Genomic DNA, 16,217 nt, shown 5'->3' on the forward strand with positions numbered 1-16,217 from the left:
TATCCCGCCGAGCCCATGCCCGCCCCACCGCCGTGGTACCACGCCAGTACCCGCCGCTCCACCTGACGGAACAGGGCCGGCAGCCCGAGCCCGCCGGCCACGCCGCTCCGAGCTCGTGTCAGGAGACCGCGGGTCAAGGGATCACGGTCGCTCCTCAGCGGGCGCGGTAGCGGTCGGTCGCCTCGCGGGTGGCCCGGATGGCGGCGTCGGCCCGGTCGTACGTGCGCTGCGCGAGCCCCACGAAGATGCAGTCCACGATCAGCAACTGGCTGATCCGGCTGGCCAGCGCCCCGGGGCGGAAGGCCGTCTCGCGTCCCGCCGACACCAGCGTGTGATCGGCCAGCTCGGCGAGCGACGAGCGCGGGTTGTTGGTGATCGCGACGACCGCCGCCCCCGCCTCGGCCGCGGTGCGGGCGGGCACCAGCACGTCGGGCGTCTCCCCGCTGCAGCTGATCGCGACCACCACGTCACCGTCCTTGAGCAGGGCGGCGCTGGTCAGGGCCAGGTGGGCGTCGCTGAAGGGGTGGCTGGACAGCCCGATGCGCAGCAGTTTCTGCGACATGTCGGCGGCGACCAGGCCCGAGGCGGCGACGCCGTACACGTCCACCCTGCGGGCGGCGGCGATGGCCGAGACGACCTCGCCGAGCTGCTCCGGGTCGAGCTGGGCGGCGGTGTCGGCGAGCGCGTCCGACTCGGCCCGCGCGACCTTGGCGATCACGTCGGTCAGGGGGTCGTCCGGGCCGAGGTCGCCGGGCACCAGCCGCTCGGGCTCCTTGGCGACGGCGGCGGCGAGGGCGAAGCGCATCTGCGAGTAGCCGGCGAAGCCGAGGGCCCGCGCGGTCCGTACGATCGTGGCCTCGCTGGTGCCGGACACCGCGCTGAACTCGGTGATCGTGCTCCGTACGACCAGCCCGGGGTCGTCGAGGATGATGCGCGCGATGGCCTGGGCCGCCGGGGTGAGCGAGGGCAGCACGGCCCGTACGGCGGCGACGGGGCTGGCCGGTTCTACGGCGCTCATCGGGTCAGCCGTTCGGCCGCGGCCTGGGCGGAGACGCGGGAGATGCCGTGCGTGGCGACGTGCGCGGCGCCGGTGGGCGGGCCGGGGACGCCGGTGTCCACGACGATCGCGTCCGGCCGGACCGCGACCGCCGCGTCCACGACGTCCCGCACCCAGGCGTGCCGCGCGGCGTCGTGCACCACCAGCACCACAGGCCGCCCGCCGAGGTCGGGCAGGGGGGCGTCGCGGTCCAGGCGGATCTTGGTCGTGCCGGGCAGCAGCGCGGCCAGCGCGGCGGTGATGCCGGTCGGCGTGTCCGGGTCCACGGCCTGGCTGAGCCGGGTGTTGACCTCGACGACGAGCGGCGCCCGGTCGAGCCGGGCGGTCCCGGTCACGGTGAGCGCCGCGCGGGCGGCCACGAGGCCGACGCCGGGATCGACGTCGGCGCGGGCGGCCTCGCGGTCGGCGGGGCGGGCGGCGTACCAGTCGGACAGCGCCCGCACCCGCCCGGCCGCCTCGGCCAGGCGCTCCTCGGGCAGAAGACCGTCCCGTACGGCGGCCACGACGGTGTCGCCGATCTCGCGCAGCCCGTCCTCGTCGACGACCCCGATGCAGATGGCGTCGGCGCCCGCGTTGAGCGCGCGTACGGCGATCTCGCCGGGTGCGGCCATCGCGGCCACCGCCCGCATCTCGATGGCGTCGGTGACGACCATGCCGTCGAAGCCGAGCTCACCCCTCAGCAGCTCGGTCAGCGCGGCCCGGCTGAGCGTGGCCGGCGCGTCGGCGTCGAGCGCGGGCACCAGCAGGTGCCCGGTCATGACGGCCTGAACCCCGGCCTCGATCGCGGCGCGGAACGGCGGGAGGTCGCGGGCAATCAGCTCCTCGCGGGAGGCGTGCACGGTGGGCAGCGCCAGGTGGGAGTCGGTGACGGTGTCGCCGTGGCCGGGGAAGTGCTTGGCGCAGGCGGCCACGCCCGCGCCCTGCACCCCCCGGACGAACGCCGCCGTGTGCCGGGCCACCAGGTCGGGGTCGGGGCCGAACGAGCGGACCCCGATGACCGGATTGGCGGGGTTGGCGTTGACGTCGGCGGAAGGCGCGTAGTCGAGGGTGATGTCCAGCTCCGCGAGCATGCGGCCGATCTGCCGGCCCACCCGCTCGGTGAGCCCGGCGTCGTCCACGACGCCCAGCGCCCTGTTGCCGGGGAAGGAGCTGCCCTCGCCCACTTCGAGCCGGGTGACGGTGCCGCCCTCCTCGTCGATGGCGACGACGACGCCGGGGTTCTCGGCGCGCAGCTCCTTGACGAGCGGCGCGCCGATGGCGTTGCGTGCGAACAGCACGACGCCGCCGAGACCCTCGCCCAGCGCGCGGCGCAGCCAGTCGGGGGCGGAGGTTCCCTCGAACCCCGGGTGCAGCACCGCCAGCGCCAGTCTGTACAGGTCACGGCTCATCGGCATTTTCCTTCACAGTTGTTGATCTGAAGGTAATTTTCTGTCATCGTCGCCTTCGATACAACCACTTCCGAGAGGCCACCCCCCATGCCGAGCAGAAGGACTCTTCTGAAGGGTCTCGCCCTCGCGGCCGCCGCCACGGCGGTGCCGCTGCCCGCCTTCGCCGACACCGACGCCGCGTACGTGCCCCCGCTGCACCAGATGCGCGGCATGTGGATCGCGTCCGTCGTCAACATCAACTGGCCGTCCAAGCAGGGGCTCACCGCCGACCAGCAGAAGGCCGAGTATCTCGCCTGGCTGGACCTCGCCGTGCAGCGCGGGCTCAACTCGGTGTTCGTGCAGATCCGTCCGACGGCCGACGCCTTCTGGCCGTCGCCGTTCGAGCCGTGGTCGGAGTACCTGACCGGCAAGCAGGGCCAGGACCCCGGCTACGACCCCCTGGGCTTCGCCGTCGAGGAGACGCACAAGCGCGGGCTGGCCTTCCACGCGTGGTTCAACCCCTACCGGATGTCGATGCAGGCCGACCCGGCCAAGCTCCACCCCGACCACCCCGGGCGCAAGCACCCCGACTGGATCGTGCCGTTCGGCGGCAAGCTCTACTACAACCCCGGCATGCCGGAGGTCAGGAAGTTCTGCCAGGACGCCATGATGGACGCGGTCACCCGCTACGACATCGACGGCCTGCACTTCGACGACTACTTCTACCCGACGAACACCACGGCCTTCGACGACAGCGCCGCCTTCGCCCAGTACGGCGCCGGCTTCCCCGACCTCGCCGCCTGGCGGCGCAACAACGTCGACCTCATGGTCCAGGAGATGCAGCAGCGCGTGCTCCAGGCCAAGCCGGACATCGCGTGGGGCATCAGCCCGTCGGGCATCTGGCGCAACAAGGGCACCGACCCGCTGGGCTCCGAGACCAACGGCGGGCAGTCCTACGACAACCTGCACGCCGACACCCGCGGCTGGGTGAAGAAGGGCTGGCTGGACTACATCGCGCCGCAGCTCTACTGGTACATCGGCCAGCCGCCGGCCGACTACTCCAAGCTCGTCCCGTGGTGGTCGGACGTGGCGAGCGGCACCCGTACGCTGCTGTGGATCGGGCAGGCCGCGTACAAGGCGGGCGACCCCGCGCAGGCCGCCGAGTGGCAGGCGCCGGGCGAGCTGTCCAGGCACCTCACGCTCAACCGCGAGCACCCGGAGATCAGCGGCGACATCTGGTACAACGCCAACGACGTCAAGGTCGACAGGATCGGCTCGATCTCGACCGCGGTCAAGGACCACTACCAGCGGCCCGCGCTCGCGCCCGTCCTGCCCAGGCTGGCGGACGGCGAGCCGCCGCGCCGCCCGGTGGTCGCGTACGCGCTGCGCCGCCCTGGCGGCGTCGAGGTGCGGGCCGTCGCCACCGGCAAGGACGAGCCGTTCCTGTTCGCGATCTTCCGCTTCGACAAGCACGCCGCCGACAGCGCCTTCGCCGACGCCCGCAACCTGGTCGCGGTCGTGCCGGGCGACCGCCAGATCCGGTGGACCGACCCCGACGGCAAGCGCGGCGACCACTACTACGCCGTGGCGGTGGACCGGGCCAACCGGACCAGCAAGCCCAGCAACGGTTTCCGGGTCCTGTAAGCGAAACCGGCCTCGCGCTTCGCGGGCGTGCTCCGCGTACGCGCGTCGCCGGCCCGTACCTGAGCGGCGACGAGCACGGCGGGCGACGGCACCGGATCTCGTGAGGATCCGGTGCGCGGCGCTCGCCGCTGCTTCGACCCACGCCGTGGCTCCGAACGCTGCCGGAACCCCTCGCCGTAGCCCCGGTCGCGACGATCTCGCCTACGAAGCCCTGCGGCCCGCCGGTGACGGCTGCTGCTCGGCCGGGGCTCCCGATGACCGCTGCGGGGGGACCACAGGGGTCGGGCGTACCAGGCCGAGCGCGACGACCTCGTTGGCGAGGCGGGTGCGCCGGTTGGTGCCCTCCGGGATCCTGAACTTCTGGTAGAGCCGCAGCAGGTGCTGCTTGACCGCGGCCTCCGTCACGACCAGGTCGTCGGCGATCTCACGCGCGGTGGCGGGGGCGACGAACGCCTCGTCCGACAGCGCCGGCCGGCAGAGCGAGGTCAGCACGTCGACCTCGCGCCTGGTGAGCTCGGGCGCCGCGGCCCTGCGCAGCTCGACCTCGGGGGTGAAGTCCTCACGGGGGACTCCACCGATGCGACCCCGCGCCGCGCCGAACGAGACGACGTCGCCGTCGTCAAGGACCCTCCGGGCGATCGGCCTGCCGTTCACCCGCGTGCCGTTCCTGGACAGTCCCAGGTCGACGACGTACAGGTAGGGTCCTCGTCTGACGAACTCGGCATGGAGTCGAGACACGCTGGGATCGGTGAGCCGGATGTCGACACCCCGGCCTCTTCCGACCGTCGTGATCTCGGGGCGCAACGGGATCACCTCACCGGTGTCCTCGATGCGTATGAACGGCCCCTCCACGGCAGTTCCTCCCCAGGTAGCCCGCCGTAACTATTACTACAGCTCCGGCTTACCCAAACGAGGGGATGGGGAATCGCCTTTGCCGAAAGGAGAATCGTACGCGAAATTGGTCTTGACCTTCGCGGCCGGTTTTGCCTGCTCACGGGTAGACTTCGCAGGGAGATAAGCGGAGGAAGCAGTCATGGCGGACAAGTCCACGAAAGGTCTCGCCGATGTCGTAGCCGCGTCCACAGCGCTGAGCGACATTGACGGAAAGGCCGGTCGCCTCTTCTATCGCGGATACGACATCCACGATCTGGCCGGCCGTGCCACGTTCGAGGAGGTCGCGCACCTGCTCCAGCGCGGCAGGCTGCCCGATCGCGCCGAGCTCGCCGCCTACTCCGAGTCCCTGGCGGCGGGGCGCGAGCCCGGCCCGCTGGCCGCGGCCAACATCGCCGAGATCGCCGGGAAGCAGACGCCCATGGAGGCGCTGCGCTCGCTGGTCTCGCTGGCGGCCGCCGACGACCCGGACAAGGACTCGACCGCGCACGAGGCCAACCTGCGCAAGGCCGCCCGCCTGACCGCCCAGCAGCCCGTGCTGGTCGCGCGCTACCACGCCGCCCGCACCGGGGGCAGCGTCCCCGACGCCGACCCCGAGCTGAGCGTCGCGGGCAACTTCCTGCTCCAGGTCACCGGCCGCCGCCCCGAGCCGCGCCAGGTCGAGATCTTCGACGAGTGCCTGGTGCTGCACGCCGACCACACCATGAACGCCTCCACGTTCGCCGCCCGGGTGTGCGCCGCGACGCTCTCGGACATGCACTCCGCCATCGTCGCCGCCATCGGCACCCTCAAGGGCCCGCTGCACGGCGGCGCGAACGAGCAGGTCATGAAGACGCTGGAGTCGATCCCCGCCGACGGCGTGGCGCAGGCCGTACGTGAGAAGCTCGCCGCAGGCGAGAAGATCATGGGCTTCGGGCACCGCGTCTACAAGACCGAGGACCCGCGCGCCACGCACCTGCGCAGGATGTCCGCCGAGCTGGCCGAGGCCGCCGGCGACGACACGTACTACCGGATGTCCAAGGAGATGGAGGAGGTCGTCTTCGAGGCCAAGGGTCTCTATCCGAATGTCGACTTCTACGCCGCCTCGGTCTACCACTACCTTGGCATCCCGACCGACCTGTTCACCCCGGTCTTCTCGATCAGCCGCATGTCCGGCTGGACGGCACACGTCATCGAGCAGCACGCCGACAACCGCCTCATCCGCCCGGACAGCGAGTACATCGGTGAGACCGACCAGAAGTGGAAGCCGATAGACGAACGTTGAGCGCCAACGAACGTGAGAGCTGGGGGCCGTACCCGCTGATTCTGGCGGGTGCGGCCGTCGGGGTGTCCGTGACCTTCCTGGTGGACCCGCGCTGGGGCGGGTTCGCGCTCGGGGGCGTCATCATGGTCGCCGCCGCGCTGCGGTTCGCCGGCTACGCCGGTCAACTCGCGATCAGGAGCAGGAGGACCGACGTCACCACGCTGGCCGTCTTCGGCTTCGTGCTGGTCCTGACCTCGTTGCTGCTGGACGACGATCAGCTGAAGGCGATGATCCTGTCCCTTTTCGCCCGATGAGCTGGCCGTCCGATAGCCTCAACGCATCATTTCATCGAAGGGGAACCATTCGCATGCCCAAGATCAAGGTGGAGGGTCCGGTCGTCGAGCTTGACGGCGACGAGATGACCCGGATCATCTGGCAGTTCATCAAGGACCAGCTGATCCTTCCCTACCTCGACGTCGACCTGAAGTACTACGACCTCGGCATCGAACACCGAGACGCGACGGACGACCAGGTCACCATCGACGCCGCCAACGCCATCAAGAAGCACGGCGTCGGCGTGAAGTGCGCCACCATCACCCCGGACGAGGCGCGGGTCGAGGAGTTCGGTCTCAAGAAGATGTGGAAGTCCCCCAACGGGACCATCCGCAACATCCTCGGCGGCGTGATCTTCCGCGAGCCGATCATCATGTCGAACGTGCCGCGGCTGGTGCCGGGCTGGACCAAGCCGATCGTGGTCGGCCGTCACGCCTTCGGCGACCAGTACCGCGCGACGGACCTGAAGATCCCGGGCGAGGGCACGCTGACGCTGACGTACACGCCGAAGGACGGCTCCGAGCCGATCGAGCTCGACGTGTACGACTTCCCCGGCGCCGGCGTCGCGATGGCGATGTACAACCTGGACGAGTCGATCCGCGACTTCGCGCGCGCCTCGATGCGTTACGGCCTGGCGCGCAACTACCCGGTCTACCTCTCGACGAAGAACACCATCCTGAAGGCCTACGACGGCCGCTTCAAGGACATCTTCGCCGAGGTCTACGAGACCGAGTTCAAGACCGACTTCGAGAAGGCCGGCCTGACCTACGAGCACCGCCTCATCGACGACATGGTCGCCGCGGCGCTCAAGTGGGAGGGCGGCTACGTCTGGGCGGCCAAGAACTACGACGGCGACGTGCAGTCCGACACGGTCGCGCAGGGCTTCGGCTCGCTCGGCCTGATGACCTCGGTGCTGATGACCCCGGACGGCCGCACGGTCGAGGCCGAGGCCGCGCACGGCACGGTGACGCGCCACTACCGCCAGCACCAGCAGGGCAAGCCGACCTCCACCAACCCGATCGCCTCGATCTTCGCGTGGACGCGTGGCCTGGCCCACCGCGGCAAGCTGGACAACACCCCCGCCGTCACCGAGTTCGCGAACACGCTGGAGCAGGTCTGCGTCGAGACGGTCGAGGGCGGCCAGATGACCAAGGACCTGGCGCTGCTGGTCGGCGGCGACGCCGAGTGGCTGACCACCCAGGACTTCCTGGGCGCGCTGGACGAGAACCTGAAGAAGAAGATGGCCTGACGGCCACCCCGAGACGGAACGGCCTCCACCCCGCGGCGTGCCGCCGGGCGGAGGCCGTTTCGCATGATGTGGGCCGGTACGGGCGCCCCCCGCCGTCCGGCCTTGCCCAGTCTTGACGGTCACCCGGCGTGGCACAGTTGATCACCTGGGTAAGAGCCCCCTCGTAACAGTCGTGCGCGTCTCGGGGGGTTCGAATGCGACTGCGTTTTCTGGGCGGATTGGGGGTGCTCGCCGCCGCGACGATCCTGACGACGGGGTGCGACTCGCCGCCCGCCGACACCGTCAAGATGGCGGACAGCAAGGCCGACGCGGCCGCCAAGGCCAAGGCGAGCAAGGCCGCCAAGGTCCAGCGCGCCGCCGCGGTCAAGGCCAACGAGCTGGGCCAGATCCCGGTCCTGATGTTCCACCGCATCGTGGAGAAGCCGGCCACGACCGACGACCGCTCGCCCGCGCAGTTCCGCGCGGACCTGGAACGGCTGGTCAGGGAGGGATACGTGCCGATCACGGCCGCCGAGATGGTGGCCGGCAAGATCGACATCCCGGCCGGCAAGCACCCGGTGGTCCTGACCTTCGACGACTCCTCGCCCTCGCAGCTCACGCTCAACGAGGTGGGCGTCCCGCAGAAGGACACGGCGGTGGCGATACTCAAGGAGGTGGCGGCCAAGCACCCGGGCTTCCGTCCGGTCGCCACCATGTACATCACCCGCGACATGTTCGGCAAGACCGTGCGCGAGGAGCAGGCCCAGACGCTGCAGTGGCTCAAGGACAACGGCTTCGACCTCGGCAACCACACCCGCGACCACATCAACCTGCGCGGCCGGTCGCAGAAGGAGGTCGAGGAGCAGATCAGCACGATCGGCAAGCAGATCACCTCGCTGTCGGGCGTCAAGCCCACGACGATCGCGCTGCCGTACGGCAACCAGCCGAAGAACAAGAACTGGGCGCTGCACGGCCCGGGCTACCACCACGACGGCGCGTTCCTGGCCGGGTACACGCCCTCGGCGGCGCCGTTCAGCAAGGCGTTCGAGCCGGCCGGCATCCCGCGGATCAAGGTCATGGAGAAGAAGGGCGACTGCTCCCAGTTCTGCTCGGAGGCGTGGCTGGACTGGCTCAACAAGAACCAGGACATGCGGTACGTCTCGGACGGCGATCCGCGGACGGTCGCGTATCCGAAGTTCAAGAACCCGTACCTGCGCAAGACGTTCGCGACCTGGGCGCTGCCGTACTGACGGGGCCGTACTGACGCTCATCCCCGGGTGGTGAACGAGATGCCCGCGCGCACCAGCCGGTCGATCAGCGCCTGGCCCATCGCCGAGGCGGTGGTGAGCTGGCCCGCCCGCTCCGGCAGGTCGTCGAAGGCCAGGCACAGGGCCGACTCGCCGAGCATCTTGGCCGTCTCGTCGTAACCGGGGTCGCCGCCCGCGACCTCGGTGATCACCCGCTCGCCGCCGCCCTCGCCCAGGAACGTGACCCGGAACCAGCTCTTCGCCCGCTGCTCAGGCGACGGGCCCTGGCCGGGCCGCAGGCGGGCGCGGAGCAGGTCGCGGGCCGGCGGGAGCGCCGCGGCCACCGCCAGCGCCCCCGCGCCCGCCGCCACCGCGAGGGCGCGGGGGAGCGTACGGACCGCGAAGTGCTGGCGGTAGGTGAAGTCGGGGCCGTAGCGGTCGAGCAGGCGGGCCGAGCGGCCCACGATCATCGGGTCGAGGGTGGGCATCGGCAGCGCCCAGCCGCCCACGTAACGCACGCCGCCCGCCCTGGAGCTGATCCTGCGGCCCTTCGGGCGGGGCTCGGCCGCGCGGCGCTGTGCGGCGGCCTCGGCCGCCTGGCGGGGTCGTCCCGCGACGGTGAGCACGGTCGACAGCGTGCCGCCTGACGGCCGGCCGTTCCCCCGCAGGAAGCCGCTGACGGTGAGCGGGACGTTCTCGGGCAGCAGGCCGACGGTGTGGAGCACGCCGAGGTCCCACGGGATCGAGTCGAAGCCGCAGGCGTGCACGAGCTTCGCGCCGGTGCGCGCGGCCAGGTCGTGGTGGCGCAGGTAGGTCCGGTCGACGAACTCGGGCTCGCCGGTCAGGTCCAGGTAGTGGGTGCCGGCCTCGGCGCAGGCGGCCACCAGCGGCTCGCCGTGGACGATGTACGGGCCGACCGTGGTGGCGAGGACCCTGGTCCCGGCGGCCAGGTCGGCGAGCGCGGCCCGGTCGGCCGCGTCGGCGAGCAGGATCGGCACGTCGAGCCCGAGCCGTTCGAGCTTGGCGGGATCGCGGCCGGCCAGCGCCCAACGCGTGCCGGGCGGAGCGGCGGCGGCGAGGTAGGCGGCGGTCAGCGCGCCGGTGAAGCCGCTCGCGCCGAAGAGCACGATGTCGTAGGGACGGTCCATGATCTTCAAGCCTCTCCGCCGAGTCGCGCCCGCGCAAGGGCCTGCGTTACTCGGCAAATTGCCGGTTTTGGTGACAAAGTGTGGCGAACCGTGACGTCACGAACGGTTAACGGATCCCTGTGAAGTAGCTGGGCGTCGTAAAGTTTGCCTCGTTGGGATCGAGTAAACGTGGGGACAGACGAATGCCGCAGATCGCGCCACTGGTGGCCGGTGATCCCCCCCACCTGGGATCATTCCGGCTGTCCGGACGCATCGGCGAAGGCGGTCAAGGCATCGTTTACCTCGGTGTCAATGACGAGGGCGAGCGCGCAGCCATCAAGTTGCTGCACGTGAAATTCTCCGGCGACACCATCGCCCGCTCCCGCTTCGCCCGCGAGCTCAAGGCGGCGCAGCGGGTGGCGTCGTTCTGCACGGCGCGGGTGATCGAGGCCGACCTCGACGGCGACACGCCGTACATCGCGAGCGAGTACATCGAGGGCCGCTCGCTCAGGGAGCTGATCGAGACCGACGGGCCGCTGAGCGGCACCCCGCTCGACCGGCTCGCGATCGGCACCGCCACCGCGCTCACCGCCATCCACCACGCCCAGATCGTCCACCGCGACTTCAAGCCCGACAACGTGCTGATCGCCGCCGACGGGCCGCGCGTGGTCGACTTCGGCATCGCCCGCATCATCGACTCCACCGGCACGATCACCAGCCGGGCCATCGGCACGCCCGCCTACATGGCCCCCGAGCAGATCGCGGGCGACGACGTCGGCCCCTACACCGACGTCTTCTCGTGGGGGGCCACGATCGCCTACGCCGCGACCGGTCAGGCGGCCTTCGAGGGCAAGTCCATCGCGACCGTGCTCAACCGGATCCTCAACCACGAGGTCGACGTCACCATGCTGCCGGAGCCGCTGCGCGGCGTGGTGGCGGGGGCGCTGGCCAAGGCGCCCGCCGAGCGGCCCTCCGCCGACCAGATCCTGCTGCGGCTGCTCGGGCAGTCCACCGGCGTGGGGGCCTCCACGGCCGTGCTCACGCGCGGGGTGCAGGTCGCGGGCGACGACACCACGCCGTTCAGCCGGGTCAACGCCAGGTCCGTCACCGACCTGCCGGCCCGCAGGGGCACGGGCTCCCTGGTGCAGACCGAGCACGGCCCGCCCGCCCAGGAACCGCCCGGCACCACCGGCCAGGGACAGCCCGGAGTGACTGGGCAGGGGCAGCACGGTGCCACCGGCCAGGGCCATGCCGGAGTGACCGGCCAGGGGCAGCCCGGCACCACCGGCCACGGCCATGCCGGTGCCGCTGGCCAGGGGCATGCCGGGACCACCGGTCAGGGGCAGGCCGGCGTCGCCGGCGGGCGGGCGCACGAGAGCCAGGCGGCGGCGTTGACCACTCCGCCCGTGCCGCGGACCGGCGACGTCGCCGGCGGGCCGGGCGAGGCCGGGCAGCCGGCCTACCCCGCGCCCACCCAGCCGTCGTCGGCGCCCGCGCGCCGGCGCTCCCGGTGGCGGCTGTGGGCGGCCTTCGCCGGCGTGCTCGTGCTGGTCGCCGGCGCCGCCATGGTCGCCGCGATGAACGGCTGGCCCCTGGCCTTCCGCGAGCAGGGCGCCGAGCCGACCAAGGCCGGGGAGCCGTCGTACGCCTCCGTGGTGGACAAGGTGGCCACCACCGGCAAGATCGTCATCGGCGTCAAGGGCGACCTGCCGGGCGTCGGGCTGCAGAACGGCGAGGCGTTCGAGGGCTTCGACATCGACCTCGCCCGGCGCATCGCGACAGGACTCGGGGCCAGGGAGACGGAGTTCGTCCGGGTCAGCAGGGACGACCGGCCCGCCGGGCTGGCGCAGGGCAAGCTCGACCTGGTCGTGGCGACGTACGTGATCGACGGCCGCAGCCCGTTCGCCGGCCCCTACTACCTCGCGCACCGCGACGTGCTCGTCCGCGCGGGCGGCGGCGTCGACGAGCTCGACGACCTGGCGGGCAAGCGGGTCTGCGCCCCCAGCAGCCCGTCCGTCGGCGAGGTCCAGGACCGCGTGAAGGTCAAGCCCGTGCTCGCGAGCAACTACGCCGAGTGCATGGACTTCCTGCGCACCGGCAAGGTCGACGCCGTCCCCGGCGAGGACGTGATCCTGGCCGGCTTCGCCAACCGCGAGCCGCTGCGCTACAAGATCCTGGGCGCCAAGCTCAGCAACGAGCGCTACGGCGTCGGCATCCGCCCCGGTGACGCGGCCACCTGCAAGGCGGTCAACGGCATCATCGCCGACCTTTACCGCACCGGCGCCATGAAGGGACTCATCGACCAGTATTTCGGCAAGGTCGACTTCAAACCCGAGCTACGGCAACCCGCGATGGAAACCTGCGGATGACGAGCGGGTAACATCCCCAACGTCCGACATTCTGCTGCGAGTTAGGGGAAAGGCCATGGCGTCGTCAGCCACTGCGCCCGTCAAGGTGACCGTCACCGGAGCCGCCGGCCAGATCGGCTACGCACTGCTGTTCCGCATCGCTTCGGGTCAGCTTCTCGGCGCCGACGTGCCGGTCAAGCTCAGCCTGCTGGAGATCCCGGCCGCCGTGAAGGCCGCCGAGGGCACCGCGATGGAGCTGGACGACTGCGCGTTCCCGTTGCTGTCCGGCATCGAGATCACCGACAGCCCCGACGTCGCGTTCGACGGCGCCAACGTCGCGCTGCTCGTCGGAGCCATGCCGCGCAAGGCCGGCATGGAGCGCGGCGACCTGCTCGGCGCGAACGGCGGCATCTTCGGCCCGCAGGGCAAGGCCATCAACGACCACGCCGCCGACGACATCCGCGTCCTGGTCGTGGGCAACCCGGCCAACACCAACGCGCTGATCGCGCAGCAGCACGCCCCCGACGTGCCGGCCGAGCGTTTCACCGCGATGACCCGGCTCGACCACAACCGCGCGCTCTCGCAGCTCGCGGCCAAGCTCCAGGTGTCGGTCACCGAGATCAAGAAGATGACGATCTGGGGCAACCACTCCGCCACCCAGTACCCCGACCTGTTCCACGCCGAGGTCGGCGGCAAGGTCGCGGCCGAGCAGGTCGACCACGAGTGGCTGAAGGACACCTTCATCCCGACCGTCGCCAAGCGCGGCGCGGCCATCATCGAGGCCCGCGGCGCCTCCTCGGCCGCCTCGGCCGCCAACGCCGCCATCGACCACGTCTACGACTGGGTCAACGGCACCGAGTGGACCTCCGCCGCGGTCGTCTCGGACGGCTCGTACGGCGTGCCCGAGGGCCTCATCTCGTCGTTCCCCGTCCGCGCCGCCGGCGGGCGTTTCGAGATCATCCAGGGCCTGGAGATCGACGCCTTCTCCCGCGAGCGCATCGACGCCAGCGTGCGCGAGCTGGAGGAGGAGCGCACCGCGGTCAAGGAGCTCGGCCTCATCTGAGCCGCCCCGCCCGTGCCGGACGCCCCTCGCCGACGATCGGCGGGGGGCGTCCGCGTTGCCCGGCGCACCGGCCGTCCGCATTGCCCGGCTCGTTCGCCGTCCCGTGGCGCCCGGCTCACCGGCCGTCCGTGCCGTCGCTCTGCGCGGGACAGGTCGCCTGCGGGCCGGGACGGGCCGCCTCCGGGGTGGCGAACACCACCCCCGCGGCGGCGAGCAGGCTGCCTGCCACGATGAGAGCGCCAAAGATCGGTTTCGTGACCCTTGGTGAAATGCTCTTCACGTTTCGGTACTACAGCACATATCTCGCCGCCATATGGCTCATTTGCCGGAAAGCGCCTCCCAGGCGTCCGAGACGATGTCGTGCAGCGACGGCCGGGCGGCCTTCCACCCCAGCTCGCGCTGGATCTTCGCGGACGAGGCGACCAGCACGGCGGGGTCGCCGGGCCGCCGCTCGCCGAAGGCCGCCGGGATTTCGTGGCCGGTGACCTCGCGGCAGACCGAGATCACTTCACGCACGCTGAACCCGGAGCCGCTGCCCAGGTTGTAGATCTTGTGCTCGCCGGGCGTAAGCGCCTCCAGCGCCAGCAAATGCGCCCGCGCCAGGTCGGCGACGTGCACGTAGTCGCGGACGCAGGTGCCGTCCGCGGTCGGGTAGTCGGTGCCGAACACGTTGACCGAGTCGCGCTCGCCGGTGGCGACCTTCAGCACGTTCGGGATGAGGTGGGTCTCGACCACGTGGCGCTCGCGGAAGCGGCCGTAGGCGCCGGCCACGTTGAAGTAGCGCAGGCTCACGGCGGCCAGGCCGCGGATGCCGGCGAAGGCGCTCAGCGCCGTGTCCACGGCGAGCTTGGAGGCGCCGTAGGGGTTGGTCGGGCGCGTCGGGTCGCTCTCCTCGATCGGCGCGCGCTCCGGCTCGCCGTACGTCGCCGCCGTCGAGGAGAACACGATCCGGCCGACCCCCTTGTCCCGCATGGCCTCCAGCAGTGCGAGGGTGCCGCCCAGGTTGTTCGCCCAGTAGAGGCCGGGCTTCTCCACCGACTCGCCGACCAGCGACTTGGCCGCGAAGTGGAGCACCGCGTCCACACCGTCGAGCGCGTCACCGGGCTCGGCGATGTCGGCGCGCACGAACCTGGCGCCCTCCGGCACCGCGTCCTCATGCCCGGTGGACAGGTCGTCGAGCACGGTCACCTCGTGCCCCGCCTCGACGAGCTGGGCCGCGACGACGCTGCCGACGTACCCCGCCCCGCCGGTGACCAGCAATCTCATGTGGACTCCTGTTCAAATATGTTTGATTTTGTAAGGCTTGCCGTTCAGCATACGCGGGAAAGCACCCGTATACGCTGCCAACCACCATGTTTGACACCGTCGCGGCCAACGTCGCCCTGGTCCTGCTCTTCGTCCTGATCGGGGGCTTCTTCGCCGCCGCCGAGATCGCGATGGTCTCGTTGCGCGAGAGCCAGATCCGCAAGCTGTCCGAGCGCGGCCGCAGGGGCGAACGCGTGGCCAAGCTCGCCCGCGACCCCAACCGGTTCCTCTCCGCCGTCCAGATCGGCGTCACCGTGGCCACCATGCTCTCGGCCGCGTTCGGCGCCGACCGGCTGGGCGCGCAGCTCACCCCCGTGCTGCAGGGCTGGGGCGTGCCCGGAGGCGTCGCCCCGGTGCTCGGGCTGGTGCTGGTCACGCTGGCCATCTCGTACGTCTCCCTCGTGCTCGGTGAGCTGGCGCCCAAACGTCTGGCGCTCCAGCGGGCCGAAGGGCTCTCGCTGTTCGTGGCCCCGTTCCTCGACTGGGTCGCCCGCCTGTCGCGGCCGATCATCTGGATGCTCTCCAAGTCCACCGACGGCGTGGTGCGGCTGCTCGGCGGCAACCCGGAGGCCGACCGCGAGGAGGTCACCACCGAGGAGCTGCGCGACATGGTGGTCGGCCACCACGACCTGACCTCCGACGAACGCAAGCTCATCGGCGAGGTCTTCGCCGCCGGCAAGCGGCAGCTCAGGGAGGTGATGCTGCCGCGCACCGAGGTCGAGTTCATGGAGGCCGACACGCCGCTCGCCGAGGCCGCCGCGGTCGCCGCCCGGCTGCCGCACTCCCGCTTCCCCGTCTACCGCACCTCCTACGACGAGATCATCGGCTTCGTGCACGTACGCGACCTGCTCGACCCCGAGCTGTCCGGGCGCGACGAGCCGGTCAGCGCGCTCGTGCCGATCCGCCCCGCGAAGTTCGTGCCCGCCTCCAAGCGCCTGCTCAGCACCCTCAACGAGATGCGCGACGAGGGCCAGCACCTCGCCATCGTGGTCGACGAGTACGGCGGCACCGCCGGCATCATCACCCTGGAGGACCTGGTCGAGGAGCTGATCGGCGACATCAGGGACGAGTACGACATCGAGGAGGACGTGGTCGTCCTGCCCGCCGGCGAGATCGAGATCGACGGCCTGACCAACCTCAACGACTTCGCCGGCGAGACCGGCATCAGGCTGCCCGACGGCCCGTACGAGACGCTGGGCGGATTCGTCATGGCCATGCTGGGCCACGTGGCGGCGCTCGGCGAGCGGGTCGAGGTGGCCGGCTTCGACCTGGAGGTCATCGAGCTGGACGGGCGGCGGATCGCCCGGGTGCGGGTGAAACGCCGACCGGCCGTTGAGTCGCCGCCCGACCAGGATTCCTGACAC

The 16,217-nt window shown here is 71.1% G+C and carries 13 protein-coding genes; 8 read left to right on the forward strand and 5 right to left on the reverse strand.

What is annotated here, in order from left to right; genetic code table 11:
- Positions 1-154: 154 nt before the first annotated feature.
- On the reverse strand, positions 155-1,018 hold the full coding sequence (locus AC27IY_RS41980; protein ID WP_371250653.1) for a MurR/RpiR family transcriptional regulator: 864 nt from the start codon (positions 1,016-1,018) through the stop codon (positions 155-157).
- Positions 1,015-2,445: a glycoside hydrolase family 3 protein gene (locus AC27IY_RS41985; protein ID WP_487181448.1), complete on the reverse strand. Its 1,431-nt coding sequence runs from the start codon at positions 2,443-2,445 to the stop codon at positions 1,015-1,017. Before AC27IY_RS41985 ends, AC27IY_RS41980 begins: the two co-directional genes overlap by 4 nt.
- An 87-nt stretch (positions 2,446-2,532) precedes the next feature.
- Here AC27IY_RS41985 and AC27IY_RS41990 point away from each other — a divergent pair, with 87 nt between their 5' ends.
- Positions 2,533-4,068: a glycoside hydrolase family 10-like protein gene (locus AC27IY_RS41990; protein ID WP_487181450.1), complete on the forward strand. Its 1,536-nt coding sequence runs from the start codon at positions 2,533-2,535 to the stop codon at positions 4,066-4,068.
- Positions 4,069-4,269: 201 nt separating this feature from the next.
- Here AC27IY_RS41990 and AC27IY_RS41995 read toward each other — a convergent pair whose 3' ends face one another.
- Positions 4,270-4,920, reverse strand: a complete 651-nt coding sequence (locus AC27IY_RS41995) for an FHA domain-containing protein (RefSeq protein WP_020543670.1) — start codon at positions 4,918-4,920, stop codon at positions 4,270-4,272.
- A 181-nt stretch (positions 4,921-5,101) separates the two neighbouring features.
- Here AC27IY_RS41995 and AC27IY_RS42000 point away from each other — a divergent pair, with 181 nt between their 5' ends.
- The 4 genes from AC27IY_RS42000 to AC27IY_RS42015 all read left to right on the forward strand — a co-directional run bounded on the left by AC27IY_RS42000 (position 5,102) and on the right by AC27IY_RS42015 (position 9,013).
- Positions 5,102-6,223 (forward strand): citrate/2-methylcitrate synthase, encoded by a 1,122-nt coding sequence (locus AC27IY_RS42000; protein ID WP_487181452.1) that lies wholly within the window; start codon positions 5,102-5,104, stop codon positions 6,221-6,223.
- On the forward strand, positions 6,220-6,516 hold the full coding sequence (locus tag AC27IY_RS42005; RefSeq protein ID WP_423443232.1) for a DUF3017 domain-containing protein: 297 nt from the start codon (positions 6,220-6,222) through the stop codon (positions 6,514-6,516). Before AC27IY_RS42000 ends, AC27IY_RS42005 begins: the two co-directional genes overlap by 4 nt.
- Before the next feature lie 53 nt (positions 6,517-6,569).
- Positions 6,570-7,784: an NADP-dependent isocitrate dehydrogenase gene (locus AC27IY_RS42010; protein WP_344216907.1), complete on the forward strand. Its 1,215-nt coding sequence runs from the start codon at positions 6,570-6,572 to the stop codon at positions 7,782-7,784.
- A gap of 194 nt (positions 7,785-7,978) precedes the next feature.
- Positions 7,979-9,013 (forward strand): polysaccharide deacetylase family protein, encoded by a 1,035-nt coding sequence (locus AC27IY_RS42015; RefSeq protein ID WP_364461603.1) that lies wholly within the window; start codon positions 7,979-7,981, stop codon positions 9,011-9,013.
- 17 nt (positions 9,014-9,030) lie between these two features.
- Here AC27IY_RS42015 and AC27IY_RS42020 read toward each other — a convergent pair whose 3' ends face one another.
- Complete coding sequence (locus AC27IY_RS42020; RefSeq protein WP_423474006.1) at positions 9,031-10,158, reverse strand: saccharopine dehydrogenase family protein; 1,128 nt, start codon at positions 10,156-10,158, stop codon at positions 9,031-9,033.
- 182 nt (positions 10,159-10,340) lie between these two features.
- Here AC27IY_RS42020 and AC27IY_RS42025 point away from each other — a divergent pair, with 182 nt between their 5' ends.
- Entirely contained in the window at positions 10,341-12,506 is a 2,166-nt protein-coding gene (locus AC27IY_RS42025) for a protein kinase domain-containing protein (RefSeq protein WP_487181453.1), read from the forward strand.
- Positions 12,507-12,561: 55 nt separating this feature from the next.
- Complete coding sequence (locus tag AC27IY_RS42030; protein WP_344216916.1) at positions 12,562-13,548, forward strand: malate dehydrogenase; 987 nt, start codon at positions 12,562-12,564, stop codon at positions 13,546-13,548.
- Between the two features lie 318 nt (positions 13,549-13,866).
- Here AC27IY_RS42030 and galE read toward each other — a convergent pair whose 3' ends face one another.
- A complete protein-coding gene (gene galE / locus AC27IY_RS42035) occupies positions 13,867-14,814 on the reverse strand; it encodes a UDP-glucose 4-epimerase GalE (protein ID WP_344216918.1) in 948 nt (315 codons plus the stop codon).
- A gap of 86 nt (positions 14,815-14,900) precedes the next feature.
- On the opposite strand from galE, the gene AC27IY_RS42040 reads away from it, so the two are divergent.
- Positions 14,901-16,214: a hemolysin family protein gene (locus tag AC27IY_RS42040; RefSeq protein ID WP_487181454.1), complete on the forward strand. Its 1,314-nt coding sequence runs from the start codon at positions 14,901-14,903 to the stop codon at positions 16,212-16,214.
- The last annotated feature ends 3 nt before the right edge of the window (positions 16,215-16,217 follow it).

The sequence above is a fragment of the Nonomuraea sp. B208 genome, from assembly GCF_057536035.1.

What these genes read in the sequence shown, in the direction of transcription:
- AC27IY_RS41980 (WP_371250653.1), bottom strand. Translation starts at nt 1,018, where the DNA reads ATGAGCGCCGTAGAACCGGCCAGCCCCGTCGCCGCCGTACGGGCCGTG.
- AC27IY_RS41985 (WP_487181448.1), bottom strand. Translation starts at nt 2,445, where the DNA reads ATGAGCCGTGACCTGTACAGACTGGCGCTGGCGGTGCTGCACCCGGGG.
- AC27IY_RS41990 (WP_487181450.1), top strand. Translation starts at nt 2,533, where the DNA reads ATGCCGAGCAGAAGGACTCTTCTGAAGGGTCTCGCCCTCGCGGCCGCC.
- AC27IY_RS42000 (WP_487181452.1), top strand. Translation starts at nt 5,102, where the DNA reads ATGGCGGACAAGTCCACGAAAGGTCTCGCCGATGTCGTAGCCGCGTCC.
- AC27IY_RS42010 (WP_344216907.1), top strand. Translation starts at nt 6,570, where the DNA reads ATGCCCAAGATCAAGGTGGAGGGTCCGGTCGTCGAGCTTGACGGCGAC.
- AC27IY_RS42015 (WP_364461603.1), top strand. Translation starts at nt 7,979, where the DNA reads ATGCGACTGCGTTTTCTGGGCGGATTGGGGGTGCTCGCCGCCGCGACG.
- AC27IY_RS42020 (WP_423474006.1), bottom strand. Translation starts at nt 10,158, where the DNA reads ATGGACCGTCCCTACGACATCGTGCTCTTCGGCGCGAGCGGCTTCACC.
- AC27IY_RS42025 (WP_487181453.1), top strand. Translation starts at nt 10,341, where the DNA reads ATGCCGCAGATCGCGCCACTGGTGGCCGGTGATCCCCCCCACCTGGGA.
- AC27IY_RS42030 (WP_344216916.1), top strand. Translation starts at nt 12,562, where the DNA reads ATGGCGTCGTCAGCCACTGCGCCCGTCAAGGTGACCGTCACCGGAGCC.
- galE (WP_344216918.1), bottom strand. Translation starts at nt 14,814, where the DNA reads ATGAGATTGCTGGTCACCGGCGGGGCGGGGTACGTCGGCAGCGTCGTC.
- AC27IY_RS42040 (WP_487181454.1), top strand. Translation starts at nt 14,901, where the DNA reads ATGTTTGACACCGTCGCGGCCAACGTCGCCCTGGTCCTGCTCTTCGTC.